Origin of the sequence: Schlesneria sphaerica, from assembly GCF_044336245.1 — a bacterium.
Classification (GTDB): Bacteria; Planctomycetota; Planctomycetia; order Planctomycetales; family Planctomycetaceae; genus Schlesneria; species Schlesneria sphaerica.
In genome coordinates this window covers 191,190-212,063 of the sequence record NZ_CP172346.1, presented here as the reverse complement: position 1 = coordinate 212,063, position 20,874 = coordinate 191,190, and the positions used below count along the sequence as shown (strand labels likewise).

Below are 20,874 nucleotides of genomic sequence, written 5' to 3'. Positions count from 1 at the left end.
GCAAGGCCAAGGACAATTCACGAGGTGATCACCTCGTGAATTGTTTGCTTGTTCTCCTCTGATTTCCGGGACCGATCGTGAAAAGTCTGGCGACACTTCTCAATACCATTCCGCAAGTCGGAACGCTCTGCTGGATCGGACTACGAACTGAGCGGCAGGGCCCCATCAACATTGTGGCCGAGGCTGAACTCGTCGCTGACCGAGGGCTGAAAGGCGATCGGCGCTTTACGGGCAGACCGGGCGTAAAGCGCCAGGTCACGCTGATTCAATCCGAACACCTTCCCGCGGTGGCTTCTTTACTTCATCGAACAGAGATTCCTCCGGAACTGTTGCGGAGGAATCTTGTCGTTTCCGGTGTGAACCTGCTTGCCCTCAAAGGAAGGCGTTTCTCCATCGGGGATTCCCTGCTCGAATTCAGCGGTCCATGTGAACCCTGTTCGAAAATGGAAATCGCACTCGGCCCTGGCGGGTTCAATGCCATGCGAGGGCATGGCGGAATCACCGCAATGGTGCTGCGGGGTGGAATCATTCGTCTGGGCGATGCCGTGCAGGTCATCCCCCAGAACGAATCCCAAGATTAACCAAGCGACTTTCTGAGTCGTTCGAGGTGATACTGAAGCCGTTGTTCGGACGTCATTTTCGCGAAGTCCGGCTTGTCATTCTTCCTGGTGTCGACCGTCACAGCGGGCTCGGGTGACTTCGCGGCGGCATTGGATGCGGGCTTTGTTCCTTCCTCTTTCGCCGCCGGTGCGGGAACGCTGATCGTCGTTGTCGAACTTCGACCGTAGCTCATGACCGCCGTCTGGAACGTCAGATCCTCTTGCAGCGTGCGATGAGGTGTGACACCGAGCTTCTGAAGGACGGAGTGATAGGCTTTCACTGCTTCTTCAGGCTCAATCACGCCATCTGCGATCAGTCTGAGAAACTCAATGAAGGCGAGTTGATTCTCGGCCTGGTTGATTTTGCGTCCAAACAGGGCTGCGCGACCGCCGTATTTCTTCGTCTGGTGAAGCAACTGGAACGCATCGAGTGTCGTTCCTGCCGCGCCCCCGAGAACCCCGACGACCAGATGAGGATCGTAGGCTACAAGCTCTTCCATGGCTTTTGGACCGTGGTAGACCATCTTCAGGAAGACCGGGCGGCCCGCCTGTGGCACCCCCGCCAGCGTTCGGGCGATCAGGTCGTTGATAAAGGCCGGGAGCAGTTCCGGGGCGACAACATCAGGCACATTCGGGTCGAAGATTTCAAGAAAGTGTTTGAAGTTCTTTCGCTCTGCCTCTTCGCGAAATTCCTTGTAGCGATTCAGCGTTTCCAGATCACGTTCCTGATCATTCAGGAATGTCACCGAATAGAGCCCCAGGTTCGCACCGAGTTCTCGCTGTGCGGTCGTGCAGTCCAGATGACCACACTGCATATGGTCGATGTGGGCTGTGCGAAAGGGTCGGGCAGGCTGAGTGAAGACCTTGCCACCTCGGGGGACATGCACATCAGTGGCATCGTTGGCACGGGCGGCGGGGGTGATCGGTGAATTCTCAAACAGCCGTTCATTGATGGCCAGCTGTTCGCAGGTACTGGCTGACATCAGAACGATGTCGACGATCTGCTGGTCAATGACCTGGCGAATCTGATTGCGGTATTCGGCCAGCGTCTTGAACCGCATCTCATGCGAATGTCCTTCAGGAGACCCCTCTTTCCGTGTTTCACCAGGGGCAGGAACTCCGAACGCCATATCTGCATCCTTGGCGTCCGCAATGATGAATTCTTTCGAGCCATGTGGATCTGCGTGAATCGACTTAAGCTTCTCGTTCAGAGTCTTGGTGACCGCCATTCGCTGTTTTCCGAAAAAGACCAATCATTCTCAGTATGTAGTTCACGCGATTCCGCGAACTGAACCTTCACGTAGCCGATCCATGACAATTTCTGCCATGAGAGGATGTAATCCCAGGTGAGGGCAGAGCACAACCTCGACCTGTGGAAAATCGGCGCTCAATTGACGTTGAAACTCCTGTAAGTCCGTCACGACGTGCACGCCCGCCGAAAGAAAATACGGCAGCATCAACACCCGGGTTGCCCCCTGTTGAATGCATTTCCGACCACCGTCGATAATCGTGGGAGTCGCCAGTTCAAGGTAAGAAACTTCAACAATCTGGCAGTCTCCGCGAGATTTGAGTAACTCAGCGAGTTGCACCAGATCATGGTTTGCTTCGGCCCGTCTGCTTCCGTGTGCAATCAGTAGCACGGCATCCTGGCTCTGGGAAGGGGGGGTGATTGTCATGCTGTTGTTTTTATTTTCCGGCAAGTGTGGACATCCGAATCACAGATCGATTCCAAGCTCTTCGATCTTTCGATAAAGACTCGATAGCCCCAGCTTCAGTCGTTTAGCTGCTTCCCGTTTATCGGGGAACTGGTCAAGAACTCGCAAGATGTGAAGTCGCTCATAATGGCGAAGGGCAGAACGCAGATCGTCGGTGTCCGGCAATGGCTGTTCGGCGCCTCGCAGATCGGGCGGAAGGTCACTCGGACGGACAACGGTCCCTTCACTCATCATCACTGCACGTTCAATCGCATTATCCAACTGTCGCACGTTGCCCTTCCACTGAGCCGACATCAGCAGGCGAATAGTATCGCTCGACGAAATTGTGGCTTTGCGCCCCATCGCCCGGCCGTGCTTTCCGATGAAGAACTCCACCAGTTCCGGAATATCGTCCAGGCGTTCGCGAAGCGGGGGAATGCAGATTTTGACTCCATCCAGACGGTAGAACAGGTCCTCCTGAAACCGCCCCGCAGCGATTTCGAGAGTCAGATCGTGGGTTGTCGCGGCGATGACCCGCGGGTTGACCGCAAAGGTTTCAGTTCCACCGACGGGTGTCACCTCCTGCTTTTCGATGGCACGCAGCAGCTTTCCCTGTGTGGCCAGTGGCAACTGCGTGACTTCGTCGAGATAGAGAGTCCCCTGGCCCACATGGCGGAACAGCCCCGGTTGCTCTCCGGCGGACGTCACTGTCCCGAACAGCAGGACATCCAGTTCGCTCTCAGGACGGGTCGCGCAGTTGATCACGACGAAGCGTTCGTTCTGTTTCGGACCCCACTTGTGGATCGTACGAGCGAACAGTTCTTTACCGGTGCCCGACTCACCCACTAGCAGTGCGTTCGCATTCGTGACAGCGACTTTGCGAATGGCGTCGCGCACCTGCTGAATTGCTTTGCTGGAACCGATGATCTCGTCGCTGTCCTCGCGCCGCGAGAGCTCACGTCGCAACGCCTGATTTTCCAGATACAGCTCACGATATTCGAACAACCGTCGCAGTTTATTGGCCAGGTCATCAAAGATCACTGGCTTGATGAGAAAATCGAAAGCGCCCGACTTGAACGCTTCAATGGCATTCTCGACCGTAGCGTAGGCTGTGATGATCAACCCCGAGATGTTCGGATTGATCTGCTGCAACCGGCGAAGCAGAACCAGACCATCACCGTCAGGAAGCTGTACGTCGCAAATCGCAACATCATAGTCACGCTGTTTTGCCTGATGCAGGGCAGCAGCGACCGAGGCAGCGACGGCGACTTCGTATCCTTCGTCAATCAACATCTCACGCAGCGAAGTGCGTATAATGTCTTCATCTTCCACGACCAGAACAGAATGCGCTCGCTTGAACATGGTTGGGAACTGCCTACAAAGTTATTTTGGACGGACACCCCGCACTGCTGAACGAGATCAACCCGTGTCATGCCGCTGCAAGTCAATGTACCGTCCCGTGCCCGACCACTGCACGACCGCCCGTTCGACGCACCGAACATGCATGAACGTGGTCTCCTGTTTCGGTAACTTCCATTCTAGTGGAACAGAAGACGATTTCGGCAACTCTTCTGGCGGTTGTTGCGTCGAATTATGGTATCGTGGTGAAGCCGCAGAAATCTCGTTCCAGGAGTACCGGCAAAGACTCGCCAGTGTCGGACTCACCGGTAAAAATTCTGCGGCCTTGAGTCTTTTGTTTGCTGAGGGCGTTTGAAGATGACGACCACGACCAATTCTGGCAATTACGTCGACTTTGACGAATATGTCGGCCTTAAGCTGGAAAAGACTCAGTCGACGATTCGCACGACGGACCTGCTGACCGCACTGGCGGGCGTGGCAGCGATGTTCCTCGGCTACCTGTTGCTGTTCGTCATCTTTGATCAATGGATCCTCCGTGACGGATTTGGCCAGGCGTCACGCTGGGTCCTGCTGTCGACGCTGATCGTCGCCACCATCGCATGGCTTGTCTGGAAGGTCGGAATTCCGTCGTTTCGGAAAGTCAACGGCCTCTTCGCGGCTCGGCAGATCGAGAATGCCGAACCGGGACTGAAGAGTAACCTCTTAAACCTGATCGATCTTAAAGCCGCGGGACGCGCAGTCAATCCTGCAATTCTGAAAGCCATGGAGCGGCGCGCCGCCGTACGGCTGCAGCAAGTCGATGTCAGTAATGTCATCGACCACCGTCCGCTCGTAAGGACTGCCTACGTCTTGCTTGCCGTCATCGTGCTGTTCTGCCTCTACGCCATTTTCTCACCCAAAAAGATCTCCAACTCGATCTGGCGCGGGTTGCTGCCTGCCGCTAAAGTCCCCGTCTCCAAACGGACCGAAATCGTCTCCGTCACTCCCGGAGACACAACGGTCCCTGCACATACCCCCGCAGTGGAAGTACAGGTCGATCTCGCCGGAGAAATTCCGCATCAGGTATGGTTGGTCTATACATCCGCAGACGGCAAGTTCACGCAACAGCCCGTCGAACTGCGGCCAGACGATCAGGTTCCAACCAAATTTAAAGGGCAGCTCATCGGTGAAACCACCCAGGGATTGATGCAGGATCTGACGTATTCCATTCGGGCGGGAGATGCTGAGTCGGAAGACTACAAATTGACCGTCGAACAGCCTCCCTCAGCTCAGATCGAATCAATCCGAATCGAGTTTCCCGCTTACATGAAGCTCGCTCCGATCGAGCAGCAACACCACGGTGAGATCGATGCCTGGGAAGGGGCCAAAATCGATCTGCAGGCTCGTACGAACATGCCCATCCGGTCTGCGCTGGTTCAGTTTCTGGACGATCCGGTAGTCGGCCCCACGGGCGAAGAAATCGTCACGACAGTCAAGCAGAATGGTCGGTCTGTCCAGACCGACTGGACACTCGCACTCCGTTCCGACGGGAGTTACCCCAAGTTCTATCGCATCGACTGCCGGACTGAAGACGGCCGGCGTGATACGTCACCTGCAAATTACGGGATGACCATACGAGCTGATCAACCACCGGAAGTGGCGCTCGTGCGTCCTGAACAGGACATCGAAGCCCCGATCAATGCCACCGTACCGCTACTGATTCAGGCACAAGACCCCGACTTTGAACTCGGATACCTCTATCTGAATATCGAAAGAGCGGGGCAGAAGATCCTGCACGAACAACTTTCAGAAGGGCGCCAGCCGAGACTGACTCTCAAACACGACCTGCAACTGTCAAAACTGAATGTCAGACAGGGAGAAGTTCTCGAACTCTGGATTGAGGCTTACGACAACAAACAGCCTCGCCCGAACTCGCGGAATACTCCCAAAATCAAAATTACCGTCCAGGAACCGGTCAGCCGTAAGCAGGCCGATCAACAACTGGCCGCAGAAAATCAACGAATCGACGACCTTCTCGCAGAAGCGGAACGCGACCAGAATCCAAATCCGGGTGAGCAATCGCAACTCTCAGAGGAAGACGATTCTGACCGGGACCGAGACAGGGACAACAGCGAAAAGCGGTTGACGGATCCTGAAACGACACGCCAGGAAAAATCAGACCCCGAGCAGCAGAAAAAGCAAGAGCAGAACAACCAAACCGGCGGCGACGAACGCCAACAATCCGGCGACAAGAAGGCAGGGAACGGCGGCCAGTCCGAAACGGGTCAGTCAGGCCAGGGGACGCAGGAGGAACGAGGCCAATCCGAAGGGACAAGAAAAAGCGAAGGTGGAAAGGACCAGTCGGGCCAGCAGCCGCTCAACAGCGATGGCTCGCAGGATGACGAGGCGCTGAAACGTCTGCTTGAAAAATTTGAGCAAACGTCGAAGAACGACGCACAGGATGCCCCCTCTGCGGAAGGAACGAACGACCGACGTGACTCGCAGGACAAACAGTCTGCGGACGAGCCGTCCGATTCCCAAGCCGCAGACCAGAACCGCGAGTCCCAGCCACAGGACGACGTAAGCCGAGACGATGGCAAGAATGGGGCGGATGAAACTGACAAGAATGACGCAGGTGCGACCGGTGATCCGACCGCCGAGCGAAAGCCGGCTCCGATGCCAGATAAGGAGGATGGACGAAAGCCACGCACGTCAGAGAAGGATCAGGAGAAGCTTTCAGGGGATGAAGGAACCCGAAAGGACGGACTGAAAGATCAACCTGAAAAGGGAAAAGAGGAATCATCGGCCGAGAAAGAAAAGGGCTCAAAAGGTCGCGGTAAGTCTCCGGACAAAAAGCCGGCCGGGAAACAGCCTGACGCCGACGAATCTTCACGCAATCCCGAGCAAGACGCCCAGAAAGATCGGGCCGAGACCGGCTCCGATCCTTCCTCCCCCAATTCCAAGCCAGACCCCAAGTCGGAAGCTCCTGGAGGCAATAACGACGACTCCCCATCCGGTCCCACTCCGGCCGACGACGCCAACGCGGGTGGAGAAGGCAAGGAGGAGGGGGATGACGCTCCGTCGGATAGCTTGAACGAAACCAGCCCGCAGCAGAATCCGTCCAAGAACGGAGCGAAATCGAAACCCAAGGGAGATGGGACGGACTCTTCAGAGACGTCTGGCGAACAGGAACCTGCTCCTGAGTCACCAGATTCGATCAAGAAGCGCGCCGACGGCTCAGAACAAGGGACAGCAAAGCCTGATCGTGATCCGAAGAGCAATCCGGATCGTGTCCAAAACGACAAAGTGAAGCGCGATCCCCGCGAGATGCCTGAAAAACGCCAAAGCCAGGGAACGTCCGAGGATTCGGCCCAGGACCCGCAGCGCAAGACGCAAAAGCAAAACGAGAAAACTGATTCCACCGCTGACGAACGAAAAACGGCAACTCCAGACTCAGTTAAACAATCCGATGAGCCCAGTGGAGATGAGAAAAACTCGCTGAAGAAGCCCCCCAAATCGGATGCCGGAAAAAAAACGAATCCTGAAAGGACTCCCCAACAGACGCCAGGCGATCCATCGAAGGGATCTGACGACAAATCAGACTCGTCATCGGATCCAGCAGGTGCCAAGACAACGCCTGAGTCGGAAACCGATGTGAACGAAGGTTCTGACTCAGATAGCGAACCGTCTTCACAAGAGTCGGCAGAGCCGAAGCCCGAGAGCTCGAGCAACAGCAAGTCCAAATCGGGTGACAAGGCGAAAGCGTCCCGTCAGGATCCCGCCGGCGAAGCCACAGCCGATCAAGACTCACCGGCCAAAGAGGGTGAAGAGAAGGTGGATGGGGAATCGGGACCTGGAAAAGGGGCCGAGGGACAGAAACCGGGAGCCCCGTCAAGCGGTGGAGACAAATCCGCCGACGACGCCCAGGGCGAATCCGATGAATCATCGGACCAAGATAAACCGGCAGGGAAAAAGCCTGACGCAAACAAAGCCCGGAACGGTCTAAATAAAGAACAGAATAAGGAAGGAGCGAAAGCGGGAGACCAGCCGGGAGAAGGAAAGAAGTCCGATCAGGGGCAAAAGTCTGATCAGGCTGGTGCCGGGAAAGGGGACGGTGAAGAACCCGGCAAGGGGGATTCATCCGGTAAGCCTTCGACGCAACCGGGGTCCAAGACTCCCGGCCGTCCCGGCAGCAATCCAAACGGCAGTGGAGGAGCCATCGGCAACGACGGGGATCCTTCCGGCCCCTCGGGCGGAGAGGCCAACCCCGAAGCGGGTGACGAAGTCAATCTCGACTACAACAAGCAGGCGACAGAGCTTGTGCTGCAGAAACTCAAGAAGGAACTGGACCGGGGCGACGTCGATCCCGAGTTGCTTGAGCAACTCGGCTGGACGAAGACCGAAATGCAGCAGTTCGCCGATCGGCTCTCGCGGTACCTCAACGAGTCTAAACAGACCGAAGAGTCGCCGGAAGTGACAGCCCGGCAACAGCAGTTCAACGAGATGTTGAAGAATCTCAACCTGCAGAAGTCGGGGTCGCAACGCACCGGCGAACAGCAACCCCAGCGAGAAGTGATCCAGATCGAATCGCAACGGAAACCTGTTCCGCCTGCCTACCGATCGGCGTACGAGAAATTCACCCGAGACATGGCACGCCAGAAGGCGACCGGCAAAAAATAGCCCGTCGCGAAGCGGACGAAGAAACCCTTACAGCAGTGTTTCCAGCAGCATCCGGATCTTGCGAAGTTCGAGCGCTCGATCCTGTCCGTTCAGCAGCTCGGGCAGAATTTCGACAGAAAGTGCGCGGTTGTAATTGAACCGGCGCAACTGGCTGATGATACGGCTGTAGTCCACTTCGCCGAGGCCCACAGGGACCTGAACCTGGGTCGGCGTCGTGTCGCGCAGATGGGTGTGATAGACGTATGGAAAGACCTGATCGTAGCCCTGCCCGGCGTAGCGGCCGCAGATGTAGTAGCTGACGTCCAGTGTCAATCCCAAGCCTGGTACCGCCTGACACAGTTCCACTGCTGTCTGAGGATCTTCCGTCAAATGGCCAGATTTGGTCTTCAGTGACAGTCGGATTCCGGCAGAGTTGGAAGCGGCCAGTCGGCTGCGCAGCCGGTCAATTTCTTCGTTGAACGGAGTCCCCAGCGTCGCGGCAGGAATGGTAATCTGGGTGATCTTCAACATTTTCGAGACTTTGCACAGGTCTTGAAAAACGTCGAGCTGGACATCTTCCTGAAGGTTCAACGCGACTGGAGTCAGCCGGGTGGTCTCTCGATAAACCTGAAAGAACTTCGTGGGAGATGCCACGATCTGAGAAGGCTTAAGATGATCGCTCGCCTCATTGAGCCAGAGTTCGATCTTGTCATATCCCAGATCAGCGGCCTGCTGACAGGCAGCCGCAAAATCGGTATTGGAAAAACACTGAGATGAGATGGCGACGAACACTTCCCACACACTCCTTTGCTCTGGGCAAGTCGCAACAACTCCGACTCCGAAAATCAGTCCTGTGCTGATCGTTGTTGCGACACGAAAACCAATGTCAAAATACTCCGTTTAGGCGATTTCTGCAATAACGTATGGTTCGTCTCAACGTGCCATTTGCAGCTTCTTTGTGGAATCGCCGTACTTTGATGGGCAAATCGCCGATAGATACGCAAAGGAAACTCGCTTCGTTCCTGCGCGAAGTGGCGTCGTCAGCCTTTAGGGTCGGAGAGACAAGATGCAAATTCGCGGATTTGTTGGACTGATTGCAATCGTCGTCGTCAGCTGTTCGGTGGGCTGTTCGATGTCCAAGTCCACCGTTCGTGGTCAGAATCCCGATAATAACGGGCCAATCATTGGATCAGCCCCCGGTTATGGAGACTTGAAAAAGACTCCTTACCTGGGCCGCCATGGTCACCACGACTTCAAGCCTCTGGGAGGAACCGTCGACCATAACTTCGGATACGACGGCGGCTTCTACTCGGGCCCCGAGGGGTACTACACCGAGGGTAAACAGGCCTACATGGCCGATGCGTCTGGTTGCCCTCAGTGTGACAACGGACATGCCTGCCCGCCAGCAGGTTGTCGCGGTTGTGGACGGGGCTGTGGATACCGCAATGGGATGCCACAGCACGTGCAGACGTACCAGTTCGAATGGCCTGAAAACATGGTCTATCCACCTCAGGTTGATCCTGCCGGTGGTGCAGGGGCTGGTGGCGTTCCCGCCGGAATGGTTCAGTATCCCTACTACACCCTCCGCGGCCCCACTGACTTCTTCATGAAATGATGCGGCCTCGTCCGGCCCACGAGTGACTGACAAAAGCGATCACATGCCTGTGCGTGTGATCGCTTTTTATTTGTGCCACATTCGCAATCCAGCTCATTCCGACAAAGAGTCCCTCTTGGTCGTCTCCGAAGAGTTGGAACGCACTCGGCGGAACAGACACTGCCCATCCTGCTCAACCAGTCGTTCCCAATTCGGGTCCGCTTCCAGATTCATAATGAGTCCGCTCCGAAAGGCCCGGTCAACCACGATCAGGTCTACTTCGTACCGATCCAACGACTCTCTCCAGCCGCTGCGCAACTCAATGACCTGCATATACGTCCTCCAGACGTCCGGTGGAACGAGGTGCGCATGCGAGTTCACCAGCAACTTCATCCCTGGCGGCCCGGCCCATTGCAGATAGTCGCTCCATTCATAGGTTGCAAAGACCATCCCCGTCGGCGGATTTTCTGAGAGATACCGGGCAGCAATCAGTGGTGTGTAACTGGAGACCGTGACTGACGGATCCCGATGCCGATCGGCAATCACCGCTTGTCCCAGGGGACTTACCACCAGACATGTTGAAGCCGTGGCGATGGAAACAATCGTCCACCGGAATGATCGCGGAGTATCCGGCAATACTGGCCGGTAGGCCCACGAATTCCAGAGGGCCGACGCGTGCCGGGGAATCAGCAGACTGCACACGGGGATCCACCAGACGAGCATCCGGACGCTCCACAGGGAAGCAACTGCAAGGCCAACCGGCAGCAGGAACTCCCAGGCTCGAATACGTCGCGGCGTCTTGAGACCCAGCCAGGTGAGGATCACAACCGAAGCAATAAATGCCTGTCCCGCAGCATCCCGTATCGAGAGCGCGTGCCACTCGGTAAGGTCCCGCAGGTTCGGATTCGCAGAAAACCGAAGTACCTCGCGATGCAATTCCTGTCCGTACGGATTGGCCAATGTCGCGACTGCGGAAACCAGGGTCAGCCCAAACAGGCCCCGCAGTCTTCTGTCCCGACCAAGAAGTGCGAAGGAACCTGTTTTCTCGAACCGATCGACGATCCTTCCTGCACAGAGGCAGCCTAACAATCCCAGACCGATCGGAAAGGAGGGATGAAGGTTGGCCCAGAGCAGAAAGATGCCGGGTATCAGGATCCAATCCCATCGCTGCGGCCGCATTGGTGACAGACGGACCAGGACGAGTACGTAGCAGATCAACCCGGCCAGTTGCGGTCGCAGAATCAGAATACAGACCCATGGCGGGACAATGAAAACCCCCAAACCGACAAGTGCAAAAACAGCGCTTTGAGTTTGTCGAAATAGCCAATAACAGAGCATGCCTCCACAGCAGGTTACGGACAGCGCGTACAGTCCCTGCAGCCCCGCCATCTGCAATCGTGGCATGCTGATCACACCAAATCCGATCAGTTGGCTGAGCCAGGGTGAGTCGACGAAACGGATCTCACGCGAAAGGGGCAGCAGCGGTTCCGTCTTCGGAATCGACTTCTTGTCCCAAATCACTTTTCCATAACTGAGATGTCCCCAGACATCGGTGTGCCAGATCGGTTGATTGCAGAGGTGGAGAAACAGCAGACTCAATACCATCACAATCGCGGTGGTGGAACGGGTCAGTCGCAGTCGATCAGTCCAGCCCGTGGAAACGGAGTCGTTCCTTGACAGGTCGCGTCGACGGGGTGAGCATTCGTCGATCGTCTCATGAGACGTCATAATTCGCCTGCCGACTTCGGAACATTCTTGCTGTTCATGAAAAAGAGTTCTCTATGCACATTCTTCTGGTGAATGACGACGGAATCCATGCCCCCAGCCTGCACGCCCTGTACGCAGAATTGCGTCAGTGGGGAGAGGTCACAGTCGTTGCTCCTGCGATCGAACAAAGTGGGGTAGGCCATACGATTACTTATCTACACCCGCTCGTCGCACACAAGGAATACAGAAACGGGGAATTCTTCGGATGGAAAGTGGAAGGAAGTCCCGCAGACTGCGTAAAGCTCGGGGTCCTCGAGTTTTGCCCGAAAAAACCGGATGTGATCATCAGCGGTCTGAACGCCGGTGCCAATATCGGAATTAACGTCCTGTATTCGGGAACAGTCGCGGCAGCGATTGAAGGAGCCTTCTTCGGAATTCCGTCATTCGCTCTGTCCCAATGGATGGACGGTCCCCCTGATTTCGCAGCCAGTTCACGTCGCGCGATTCCCTTATGTCAGCACCTGCTCCCCAAGACCAGACCGGGCCAGTTGTGGAACATCAACTTTCCTCCCCCGCGGCCCGGTTGGCCACGCGGCGTTCAGTTTGTGGCGATGGGCGTGAATCGCGTCAACGAAGAAGTGGAAAAGCGAACTGACCCACGCGGCAGGCCGTACTACTGGAGCGGATTGAATCCGATTCGCAGTCATCTGCTGGATGACGGCACGGACATCAAACAACTTCAGGAAGGGGACATCACCGTCACGCCGCTGCACTTCGATCTCACCGAGCAAATCTTTCTGAAGCAGTTACAGGCTGAAAAGTGGGATCTCCCCTGCAGTCCCTGACGGGACGTCGAAACCCCTGCCAAGTCAGACTCACACTCTCAACACTCGTCCCACAGAAGTCTCGAGAACGCATTCACGCAAAGGCAGGTACCGATTCGATCCCGTACCTGGCTTGTTTTTCGTCCAGCACTTTCTCAGAAAGAAAACAGTCGACGAACCGCGACAATTTGATCGATTGAGAACGGTCCCACTTCGGCTGGAGGCCCGTCGTGAGAGATCTCTCCTCCCAGCAGTGCCAGTTCACCACGCTGGCTGTTCCGTGAATTTGGAAAGCCAATGAAGATGCGCCCGTCCTGAAGCCGGACTTCCACTTCAGAGGTCTCTTCGATTCCCAGACTTTCATGGACCAGTTCCGGGAAACGGGACCAGGCCCACAGCCACAGCGTCTTTTCAGGATCGACCTTACCTGCCAGATCCACCCATTCCGCTTCGGCCTTCAATAATTCCTTCCGGGAGGCCTGACCGCACCAGGGACGTAGGACGTCATTCAGCCAGTTCTTGCGGGACGTGACGATTTCTTCAAACAATTGCATATCCAAACTTTCGAGATTCCAAACCGAACGTAGTCCAGGCCCAACCGAAATTGTCTGCCTCGCGCACGGGTCGTCCGCTGCTTTTGTGCGCCAGCAAACGAGTTTCCTTGGCGGGCACGTGACTTCAGTCCCTGCATCGCCCCGCGACGACAGGCTGTTCCAACGAACAATCTTCAACCGGAGAACCAACCATCCCGCTCAATGCGCGATACGTTCCTGATCATCCTTTCCGGCAAAGTAGCGGCCGAACGCGAAAAAGACCACTGCCATCAAGAGATACCCGACGGCAACGTTCCCTGAGCGGTATATCGTCGCCGACTCCACTACAGGTCGGGCGAACGCAAATAGAAAATCCACCACGTTCCCGTTGAGCTGGTAAGCATGGGTCAGCCCGATCGCCGCGAAGAACGCTCCGAACAGAGACCAGACTCCGGCGACGAAAAACTTGCGATCAATCAGAAAGGCCGAGATCGCGGCCAGAATCATGCACGTGAAGATGTAACCCTGCTGAAGTGAGATCATCCCATGGAGCACAAAGTCGTTCACGTTGGCACGTGGATCAACCAGCATCTCTTGAAGCGTCTTCCCTCCGGATTTGAAGATCGCTCCTTGCGTTACAGTAAAGCCCCAGGCCGCAATCGCGGGAAACAACCCAACCGCCACTGCGGGAGCATGTTCGCGAGGTACAGCCGAGAATGCCTGCGCGGTAATGATGATTCCAATCCACAACACAATCGCAATGCCGGATTCAATCGGAATCAGGCTTTCAATCAGGCTGACGGCCCCCGTCAGGCAGATCGCCGTAACGACGATTCCATTCAGTGTCGAGTATCCCGCGCGAGCACCCAGTGCTTTCCAGCCCGGGTGACCGATGTAGATCGTTGTGGGGAAGCAGCTGCCGAAGAAGGCGGCACAGATCGTTCCGATGCCGTTTGCGGCCAGTGATGAGCGGGTATCGTACTTATCCCCTGCTGCTTCTGACGACTCGATGTTCTGGAGACTGCCGATCAGATTAAACAGGCCCATCGGGATGATGACGGAAAGCAGCCCGATCCACTGACCGGGATCCGCCAGTCGTGCCAGAATCGCCCCCCCTGCGAATGCGGGAACATAGAAGCTCAGTTGTTTCGTCGCTTCCTGCACAGCCTGAAGATTCATGGTCGACTCAGTCATCCACGGAACGGTCGCCGGAAATACGGCAGCCAGTCCCGCCATCAGCCAGGCGATCCCCGTTCCCAGTACCACGGCGACCAATCCACCAGGCAGGTGAAACGGAAACGGCACCTGAGAAAAATAGGTGATCAGCACAATCGCCAGCGGCAGCATCGCAATCAGTGGCTTCTGGAAGATCTGCAGCGCGAAGCTCATCGAAATGAAGCCAATCGCGATGCCGGCCAGTGTCGACAGCAATGCCGCTCGTGGGGTCCGCCGCCGCACGGCCTCAGCAACAAAAGCCCCGAAGAACTCGATCAATCCGCTTCCCAGACACGCGACGAGACCCATCTCCCACGCGAATCGCGCAGCAGCCTCGGGAGTCTGCCCCTCACCCAGTGCTTTCCCGAAGGCGGGATTCATCACGAAGAAGACATAGACCAGCAATGAGGGGGTGTTGATTCCATAGGGGAGTGCGGTCACATCGTCGCGACCCTCTTTCAACGCCAGCCGTCGCGCCTGCCAGGCGTAGAACACGTTTCCGATCAGGATGCTGATCGCCGCCCCAGGCAGGATATGCTGATACAGCAGGTAAGCACCGTCACCTGTCATCCCGCACAGCCCTTTGCAGAGGGCCAGAATCAACAACAGTTGAATCAGATTGTCGACAAAAAGCCCGAAAAAGCCGTCCAGGTCACGACGAACGAAAAAAGGATATTGCTGCGTCAAGTGTTTCTTCCAATCAGCGGAGGGCGGATTCCAGACCAGTCTGCTGAGGCGGAGCCTTATTGAACGAGTCCAACGAGTTCGCGAGCAAGAGGAACTGAGGTCGAGCCACCTCAATTCCGCGTCGACAGGACGTTCACAGACCGTCGCAGAATATCAATGGAAAGAAACAGATGCGAGAGAACCGACATTGAATCAGACTATTCGGGGGATGACGGATGAGGCAGGTGCAGGTTGGCCCTTTGATTTTGAAATGAGGGCTCAGTAGATCGAGATCGCCCGTGCGCGGACATCACGTCAGTCCCCGTCAAGGGGAGTCGGATACCCTGGTTCTGGTGATTCACGCGGGCGTAATTCGGCTCGTGCATTCCCGGGGACGCAAAATCCACCCGATCGAGCATTCCGACCAGGAACGTCATCCCCCGACGACCGGTCCCGATTCCCAGTTCAAGTTTGAAATCGCATACACGCCGCAATGCAACGTTTACGGCCAACTATGCCAAGTCAACTCGGTCGATCCGGGTCCCTTCTGGCAGACCATCGATCTGCTGCCTGATTTGGGTACTGAAAGACCAGTAAACCTCCATATCAGTGATTTCCTGGTTGGAGGGATCGTCGATTCCCCCCAGTCTTAATGGCTTAATGTACGCAACGCATTCTTTCGCCGCGGGAGCAGGGCCATGATTCGCAATCCAGTCTTCGAAGAGTTCGACCTGCAACGATTCGTTCGCGTAATCCACCAGTTCAACATCAAGGAACCCCTCAAACGTTGCAGGGACATTCAGATTTTCATTCGTCGCAGGATCCAGCAACTGAATCTGAAACTGGTCGCCATCCTTGCGGCCTGTGTTGAGGGCATAAACCTGCCCTCTCCAATCCGAGGCAATCACCAGAAGCTTCCCCTTTAACTCGGGAAACATCTCTTCCGCAATCAATGTCCATTTCTTTACCTGATCCAAAGGGAAGACCCGGAAAATCCCTTTGTTGAATGTCATGCCGCTGTACTTGTCAAAGAACGACTTAATGCCAGTGGCGTGCAGTTCAACCTTGTCTAGCAGAGCCGTCTCGGGAGGTGTAGCCAGCCCCGCATCATCGCACGTATAGACTTCCTCAAACTTCCGCATCAGGCGCCTCCCGGTACTGGATGAACTCGACCTCACGTTCGTCCGCAGTCACCATAGCATCATCCAGAAGGACTTGGGGGATTGCAATCAGTAAGTGACAATCCAGCATGTGCCATAGCATTGTTCCCCTGCTTCCGGTAAGGAAATTTCAGCTTGCTTTAAGCTTTCGGGGATGAGCTTTTACTAATTCCTTGAACCCACTGTACAACTCAAGCTCGGCATTCATGGTTGATAGAGTGTGTTTCAGATGCACAATCCGAAGATCGTCGCAGCTATCGCTATATTGTGAGAATCTTCTGGAAACGTTCCCTGCGCGACACGATCACAGACAGAGTCGACAGTCCGCTTAGCCGCCACCCGCACGATGCAGGATTGCTGCAGTGAAGTAACGAGCGAATCGATTGCCGGAATCACCGGCCGGACGAACGAGGGGCGTCAGAGACGCAGGCAACGAGCGGCAGTTCCCGCCGGAGAAGCGGCAGCAGACATGAATTCGCTTGAGTAAGAGAACTGCGAGTTTCAGAAAGCGTCTGCTGATGCGTCGTTGGTATGTGTAGAAAAGGTGCGAATTTGCAGCGAACCAGAGCCTGCTCGTACGGTTTAGTCCGGCATGAAAGTCGCGTTGATCCTCTTCGGTTCCCTTCATAAAACGCTGATGTGGACTGTGAAGTCGAAAGGGGACAACGCGCCGCTGCATCCTTTGAATGGTTGAGTCACTTGGGCTCGTCGATCAAATGCAGTTGCGAGAGGCGAAAGCAATTCGAATGAATCTACGCGGCGGAAACCACGGGTCTCTGACGAAGAATGCATCACTCAGTCGCCACGTCATGCGCCGTGGGTTTTGGAAGCGAACTCACCTGCTGCACCCCGTCGCTGCGATGATGGTCGCATTCTGCGCCGGCCAATTCAGTTTCGCAGAGACTCTCGATATCGGCACCTCGGCCGACTTCCTCAACGCGATTCAGGCCGTTGATACCAATCCGGACAAAGACTACACGCTCAATTTCCTGAACAACTTCACGATGACGCAGCAGTCGCTCAACATTGCCAGCGACTCCGTCGTGAAATTGGCAGGCAATTCAAAAACGGTGGATGGAAATTCCCTGTTCCAGCCACTCGTCATTAACAAAGGGACCCTGGAACTGCATAGCTTTAATGTCATCAATGCAGGCCAGCCAGTCACGGTAAACGGTGGAACTCTGGTCGATAAAACGGGCAGCCTCAAAGGCGATGTCCTCAACAACGGGGTCGTTGCCTTCGATTCACCGAACCCGCTGAACTACAGTGGGAATATGTCGGGTAACGGTAGTGTTCAGATCCTGGGCGAAGGCCCCGTCACGTTCATCGGAACGAACACTTATTCCGATGGGACGTACATCGCCGAAGGAGCCTCTCTCACAGGAACGACCAGCAGCCTCCAAGGTAACTTTCTGAATTTTGGAAAGCTGGAGTTCAATCAAGACACGGCAGGCACCTATTCCGGCTCTATTTACGGCCATGGCGGCGTCGTGATCAGCGGCAGTGGGCCCGTTACTTTCACCGGCCTGAACGCGTATGACGGCGGCACGTTGGTGAATGCGGGAAGTACGTTGATTGGTTCAACCGACAGTCTGCAGGGTCCGATTCTCACTGACGGGACGGTGCAGTTTGATCAGCAGCAGGCGGGAACCTTCAAGGGGACGTTCTTAGGGACGGGCCACGTCCAGATTAGTGGAAGCGGTCCAATCACGTTTACGGCACCGAACTCTCACACGGGTGGGACATCCATTGATACCGGCAGCACCCTGATCGGAACGACTGCGAACCTGCATGGTGCCATCGAGAACGACGGAACAGTCGAGTTCAATCAGGTCGCAACAGGCGCATTCAGCGGAAATATCTCTGGATCGGGGAAGGTCCTCATCAGCGGCAGCGGCCCCGTCGTCTTCACGGGACTTAATAGTTACACCGGGGGTACCACCACCGAAGAAGGAAGTACGCTGCTGGGAACCGCCAAGAGCCTGCATGGTACGATCCACAACGAGGGCTCCGTCCAATTCATCGCGGGCGGAAACGGAACCTACAGTGGAGACATGTCGGGGAAGGGAAGCCTCACGGTTGCCATGAGTGCTGCAATCAATCTGACCGGTAACAACACCTACACCGGCGGAACAAAGGTTGAAGACGGGGGCACTCTGATTGGCAACGCCAGCAGTCTGCAGGGATCAATTGATAACGACGGGACGCTTGTCTTCAAGAGTATTCCCAGTCCTTTTCAACTCCAGCAGGTCACCGTGGAAGGTCCCTCAGTGACTCCGCCGATTTACCGTGTGGCGCCCGGGTACCTTCCGCCCGTGTCGAACATTTTCGAAGGCGCTATTTCGGGATCCGGACACGTAGAAGTGGAAGGACCTGGGATCACGGCCTTCACCGGACAGAACACCTACATCGGCGGCACCACCGTCAAGAGCGGTGCTACGCTGGCAGGCTCGACGCGAGGCATTCAAGGAAACATCACCAATAACGGTTTCGTTCAGTTCAATAATTCACTGGGGCTGGAAAGTATGACTTTCCCCAGCGGTTCTGATCAGACCGGCGAGTATTCCGGAAACATGTCGGGAACAGGTGGCGTTGAGATCAGCGGGATCACTCCCATTCGGTTCACCGGGACGAACACTTACACCGGCGGGACCTATATCGATCATGGCAGTTCGCTGATTGGGACCACGAACAGCGTGCAAGGGGCGATTGCAAACGATGGTCTCGTAACGTTCGACCAGAACTTCGGAAGCACCTATGCTGGGAACATGGCAGGTTCAGGCGCCGTCTTGATCACGGGCGCGGGCCCGGTCACGTTCTCGGGGACAAACACCTATCTTGGCGGCACTGCAATCCATGCAGACAGCACCTTGATTGGAACGACGAGCAGTTTGCAGGGAGCGATTGATAACAGTGGGCTGCTACGTTTCCATCAGAGCACGTCAGGCCTGTTCACCGGCACGATTTCCGGTGACGGTGACGTCGAGATCGCAGGGACGGGGCCCGTTGTCTTTCAGTCACTGAATACCTACACCGGCACCACAACAGTGGGAGACGGAAGTACCCTGATCGTCAATGGATCGATCGTCGGCGCCGTCGATGTCGAAAACGGTGCCAAACTGATGGGTGCCGGCAAAGTGGGAGATACGACAATCAAAGCCGGGGGCACAATCGCATCCGGCACCATTGGATCCCCACTGACGATCCAGGGAGATCTGACTCAAAAAACAGGCAGCAGCTATGTCGCGGATCTGAATGCGACGGGCAGTGATCTCATCATCGTGAAAGGAACTGCCGAGATCGAGTCAGGGACGAAGCTGAATCTGAACCTGGGAAATTCCGTGCTGAACGTCGGCAAGACATATGAACTTCTCCGGGCTGAGGAGGGAATTGAGGGACATTACGACGGCATCTTCGCGACGCAGACGAACCAGCTTATTACTTTTTCACCTGACTATTCAGACGACAAGATCACATTGACGGTCACTTCAAACCTGTCGCCCTATGCCGGAACCACCAACCAGAGAATCCTGGCGTCGGTCATTGACTACTCCAGCGGGTCGGCGACCGGAGATTACGCTGACGCAATTACCCACCTGACGCTGGTCAATCCTCGCGGTGTGCAGTACGCACTCAATCAGCTTTCCGCAGACCTGTACCCCTCGCTGACCACGATCGAAAAGCAGACCTCTACGGTCCAGCTTCAACTGATCAGTAACCGACTGGCTCGCCTCAAGTCACCCGGTGTCATGGCGTCAGCGGTCGCACAAACTTCTAGTCCCTTGCGGCTCGTTTCCAGCCAGGCCAACGAATTTGCTCAGGGCCACAATCCAGCGGGAGTATTCCCTCCCGCGACATCTCCGTGGTCGACATGGGCTCAAGGCTACGGCCTGGGTGGCAGTATTTCCAGCGATGGGAACGCGGGTGGATCCAACTACCGCCTCGGCGGGACCTTGTTCGGTGTCGAGCGGTGGCTTGGTGAACGGTTTCTGGTTGGTCTGCTTGGTGGCTATGCCGGGACGTCGGTCGACAACGGACTGAACAGTTCCACAGCACAAATCAATTCCTATCAAGTCGGTCTGTACGAGTTGATTCGTGGTGAAGAAGCCTATCTCTCGAATATGGACTTCTACGGGAACAACAATTATGACCTTTCACGCCCGATGAATCTGGGGGACATTCACCGCACCGCCACCGGTACAAGTCGTGGCAATCAATGGTCTCACTATACCGAGGGGGGCATTAACCTCGATTTCGACGAACTGCGGCTTCAGCCCTTCATTGGATTCCAATACGTCTACATCGATCAGCAGGGTGTGAACGAATCAGGGGCGGGCAGTCTCAGCCTGCGAACAGATGGTCAGTCGATCAACAGCGTCCGGAACAGTTTCGGAGCGAGAGTCTACGACGAACGGATGTGGGGGGATGTGCTATTCGTTCCATCGTTTGCCGCCAGCTATCAGCACGAATGGGGGAACGGAACACAGATGGTGTCGTCGTCGTTCGCCGGGGCCCCCACCGTCCAGTTCGCCACGGCAGGAAACAGCACCGGGCGCGACTTCGGCCTGCTGTCATTGAACGGGACGGCCTACTTCACGGACCGCTTCAGCGTCTACGCAGCGGTCGACGGACAGTTTGCCACGCGGTATTCAGCCGTGATCGGCTCCGGAGGGCTGCAGTACTCATGGTGAGACGCTGATGATCCATGCCTGTCGTTCTTTCGACTGCGGGTTCGCGCAGTCGAAGTCCAGAATCGTATCACGAACCGCCGCCGTAGCGTTTGGCGTGTGAGTCGTTTCGTGAGAAGGCCAGTACACACCCCCGTAGGTGTTCAAACAAAATCCCCCACTGACTTTTGTCGACGACAAGGTCAGTGGGGGATGAC

General features: G+C 55.9%; 13 protein-coding genes. 5 read left to right on the top strand and 8 right to left on the bottom strand.

From position 1 onward, the window contains the following. Positions 1 to 77 precede the first annotated feature (77 nt). Entirely contained in the window at positions 78 to 581 is a 504-nt protein-coding gene (locus tag ACGY09_RS00680) for an MOSC domain-containing protein (RefSeq protein WP_397570094.1), read from the top strand. On the opposite strand, the gene ACGY09_RS00675 is transcribed toward ACGY09_RS00680, so the two are convergent. The 3 genes from ACGY09_RS00675 to ACGY09_RS00665 are packed head-to-tail and all read right to left on the bottom strand — an operon-like array spanning position 578 to position 3,655. After that, entirely contained in the window at positions 578 to 1,828 is a 1,251-nt protein-coding gene (locus ACGY09_RS00675; RefSeq protein ID WP_397570093.1) for a hypothetical protein, read from the bottom strand. The genes ACGY09_RS00680 and ACGY09_RS00675 overlap by 4 nt on opposite strands. A gap of 42 nt (positions 1,829 to 1,870) precedes the next feature. Continuing rightward, a complete protein-coding gene (locus ACGY09_RS00670) occupies positions 1,871 to 2,275 on the bottom strand; it encodes a sirohydrochlorin chelatase (RefSeq protein WP_373652010.1) in 405 nt (134 codons plus the stop codon). Between the two features lie 39 nt (positions 2,276 to 2,314). After that, the gene (locus ACGY09_RS00665; protein WP_397570092.1) at positions 2,315 to 3,655 is read right to left on the bottom strand and encodes a sigma-54-dependent transcriptional regulator; all 1,341 of its coding nucleotides are present in this window, start codon (positions 3,653 to 3,655) and stop codon (positions 2,315 to 2,317) included. A 354-nt stretch (positions 3,656 to 4,009) separates the two neighbouring features. Here ACGY09_RS00665 and ACGY09_RS00660 point away from each other — a divergent pair, with 354 nt between their 5' ends. Beyond that, positions 4,010 to 8,311, top strand: coding sequence for a hypothetical protein (locus ACGY09_RS00660; protein ID WP_397570091.1), 4,302 nt, complete (start codon positions 4,010 to 4,012; stop codon positions 8,309 to 8,311). Positions 8,312 to 8,338: 27 nt separating this feature from the next. Here ACGY09_RS00660 and ACGY09_RS00655 read toward each other — a convergent pair whose 3' ends face one another. Next, positions 8,339 to 9,082, bottom strand: coding sequence for a sugar phosphate isomerase/epimerase family protein (locus tag ACGY09_RS00655; protein WP_373652013.1), 744 nt, complete (start codon positions 9,080 to 9,082; stop codon positions 8,339 to 8,341). A 340-nt stretch (positions 9,083 to 9,422) separates the two neighbouring features. Between ACGY09_RS00655 and ACGY09_RS00650 the strand changes: the two genes are divergently transcribed. After that, positions 9,423 to 9,905, top strand: coding sequence for a hypothetical protein (locus ACGY09_RS00650; protein ID WP_373652014.1), 483 nt, complete (start codon positions 9,423 to 9,425; stop codon positions 9,903 to 9,905). Positions 9,906 to 9,998: 93 nt separating this feature from the next. On the opposite strand, the gene ACGY09_RS00645 is transcribed toward ACGY09_RS00650, so the two are convergent. Beyond that, on the bottom strand, positions 9,999 to 11,612 hold the full coding sequence (locus tag ACGY09_RS00645) for a hypothetical protein (protein ID WP_397570090.1): 1,614 nt from the start codon (positions 11,610 to 11,612) through the stop codon (positions 9,999 to 10,001). Between the two features lie 53 nt (positions 11,613 to 11,665). Here ACGY09_RS00645 and surE point away from each other — a divergent pair, with 53 nt between their 5' ends. After that, on the top strand, positions 11,666 to 12,436 hold the full coding sequence (surE, locus tag ACGY09_RS00640) for a 5'/3'-nucleotidase SurE (protein ID WP_397570089.1): 771 nt from the start codon (positions 11,666 to 11,668) through the stop codon (positions 12,434 to 12,436). A gap of 134 nt (positions 12,437 to 12,570) precedes the next feature. On the opposite strand, the gene ACGY09_RS00635 is transcribed toward surE, so the two are convergent. From ACGY09_RS00635 to ACGY09_RS00625, 3 genes are all read right to left on the bottom strand, one after another. Beyond that, positions 12,571 to 12,969 (bottom strand): hypothetical protein, encoded by a 399-nt coding sequence (locus tag ACGY09_RS00635; RefSeq protein ID WP_397570088.1) that lies wholly within the window; start codon positions 12,967 to 12,969, stop codon positions 12,571 to 12,573. 198 nt (positions 12,970 to 13,167) lie between these two features. Continuing rightward, positions 13,168 to 14,850, bottom strand: coding sequence for an NCS2 family permease (locus ACGY09_RS00630; RefSeq protein WP_397570087.1), 1,683 nt, complete (start codon positions 14,848 to 14,850; stop codon positions 13,168 to 13,170). A gap of 491 nt (positions 14,851 to 15,341) precedes the next feature. Then, positions 15,342 to 15,971 (bottom strand): T6SS immunity protein Tdi1 domain-containing protein, encoded by a 630-nt coding sequence (locus ACGY09_RS00625; protein ID WP_397570086.1) that lies wholly within the window; start codon positions 15,969 to 15,971, stop codon positions 15,342 to 15,344. Between the two features lie 704 nt (positions 15,972 to 16,675). Between ACGY09_RS00625 and ACGY09_RS00620 the strand changes: the two genes are divergently transcribed. Then, positions 16,676 to 20,680 carry an autotransporter domain-containing protein gene (locus tag ACGY09_RS00620; protein ID WP_397570085.1) on the top strand — a complete coding sequence of 1,335 codons (4,005 nt, stop codon included), beginning with the start codon at positions 16,676 to 16,678 and terminating at the stop codon, positions 20,678 to 20,680. The last annotated feature ends 194 nt before the right edge of the window (positions 20,681 to 20,874 follow it).